The sequence below is a fragment of the Aquidulcibacter sp. genome (assembly GCF_049239865.1).
Taxonomy (GTDB): Bacteria; Pseudomonadota; Alphaproteobacteria; order Caulobacterales; family Aquidulcibacteraceae; genus Aquidulcibacter.
Genome location: NZ_JBMLTR010000146.1, coordinates 1 through 2,103, shown reverse-complemented (window position 1 = coordinate 2,103; position 2,103 = coordinate 1). Strand labels below are relative to the sequence as shown.

2 protein-coding genes are annotated in these 2,103 nt (G+C 60.7%); both read right to left on the bottom strand.

What is annotated here, in order from left to right; all coding sequences use genetic code 11:
* Positions 1-1,010 (bottom strand): DNA replication/repair protein RecF (gene recF / locus ACOVRA_RS10900; protein ID WP_421720311.1); only part of this gene is annotated, 1,010 nt, incomplete at its 3' end.
* Positions 1,007-2,103: DNA polymerase III subunit beta (gene dnaN / locus ACOVRA_RS10895; protein ID WP_421720310.1), on the bottom strand; the 1,097-nt coding region annotated here is incomplete at its 5' end. The genes dnaN and recF, both read right to left, overlap by 4 nt.

Here is a 2,103-nt window from a genome sequence, read left to right as displayed (position 1 = left end):
TCGTCCAATAAGACTAGCGGATTCGGCCCAGAAAAGCCCGCACTTTTTGCCGTTGGCAGGCCAGATGCAATCCGCCGCGCTTGGGCTAAAATCAGTGTAACTACAAGGGCTTTCTGCTCGCCTGTGGAGCATTTTTGCGCGGGCATGCCAGAGGGGGTATGGATCGCAGTTAAATCTGAGCGATGTGGGCCATCCAAGGCCCGTCCCGCCGCCGAATCACGAGCCCGGCAATCGTGTAGCAGGCGTGCATATTCGGCTTCGGCCTGCGCGGCGTGGCCCGTCTCGCGCAGGCTCGTTTCAAACACACCCTCAAGGGCAAGGGTCGCTTTAGGAAAGGCACCATCCGGCCGCTGGGCGATTTCGGTCTGCAGGGCATCGACAGCTTCTAGCCGCGCCAGACCCAGCGCGACCCCTGCGGCGGCGACTTCGGCCTCAATGACGCTCAGCCAGCGCGTGTCAGGCTTTGGCTCCTCCAAGAGGCGCGATCGTTCGCGCAGCGCCTTTTCAAACTGGCTGGCCTGCTGGGCATGTTCTGGGGCCACTGCAAAAACCAAGCGGTCGAGGAATTTACGTCGCTCTCCGGCCGGGCCCGCAAACAACCGGTCATACGCCGGGGTGAGCCAGAGGAGGCGCACCGTCTCTGCTAGATCCTTTGGGCCTGCATCCTTGCCATCAATGCGTGCAACCCGCCTCTGGCCGGTCGCCGTGCGTTCCAGGCCTACGCCGATACGCCGTGCCTCGTCGCCCAGTTGGATCAGGCCCGTCACGGCGAAGGGGCCACCGTCTGGACCCTGCCTCGCCATCTCATCGAGGTCTGCCCCTCGCAAGCCCCGACCTGGACCTAGAAGGGAGAGAGCCTCGAGAATATTGGTCTTGCCGGCACCATTGGGGCCAAACAGACACACAGGCCCATCGCCTGTCTCTAGATCAAGGCGCGGGTGGTTCCTGAATTGCGTTAAATTAAGCCGCCGCACAAAGGCGCGCGGGGTCGCCACAGGGTCTGCCGTCACACGCGCAGCGGCATCAGCACAAAGAGCGCATTGGGATCATTGCCATCTCGTACCAACGTAGGCGAAGCGGCGTCGGCGAACTCAAACCGCGCTTCGCCCGTACCAATCTGGCCCGCGATATCGAGGAGATATTTGGCGTTGAAGCCAATCTCCATCGTGTCGGAGCTATAATCGGCCTCGACCTCTTCGGTCGCCGCACCGGTTTCAGGGCTGTTCACGGCCAGGATGACCTTTGAATCGCCAATGGTCAGTTTGATGGAGCGCGAACGCTCTGCCGCCATGGTCGCAACCCGGTCTACCGCGCGCGAGAACTCGTCATTGCGCACGGTCATGATCCGCGAATTCCCCTTCGGGATAACGCGAGTATAATCTGGGAAAGTACCGTCGATCAGCTTGGATGTCAGCGTGGTGCGGCCAAAGGAGAATTGGATTTTGGCATCCGACACGGCGATCTCAACATCGTCTGCCGCGTCATCCAACAGGCGACGCAGCTCTTGCACCGTCTTGCGCGGGATAATGACGCCACGAACAGCTGTTGCGCCTTCTGGCTGGGGATAGTCGGCAAGTGCCAAGCGGTGACCATCAGTGGCAACCGCGCGCAGGGCAGGGCCTGAATCACCCGTTGCTGAATGCAGATAGACGCCATTGAGATAATAGCGGGTCTCTTCGGTCGAAATCGCAAAGCGCGTGCGGTCAATAAGACGGGCAAGGGCTGCGCGCTCAAGCGTAAAGCGGGAGTCAAAGCTGCCACTCGACATGGCAGGGAAGTCGCCAGCGGCGAGGACGGGCAGATTATAGCGGCCACGGCCTGCGGTGATGGTCACGCGGGGGTCGTCTGGCGACAAGTCGAGGCGCACTTGCGAGCCATCGGGCAATTTCCGGACGATCTCATAGAGCAGGTGAGCCGGAACCGTAATTGCGCCCTGACGCTCGACATCAGCTTCTGCGCCATCGACGATCTCGATATCAAGGTCGGTTGCCGCAAAGGTCACACTGCCATCGCGCGCTTCGATCAAGACGTTCGACAAAATGGGGATGGTATTGCGCCGCTCAACGACACTTTGCACATGGCCCAGAGCTTTCAAAAGCGCTC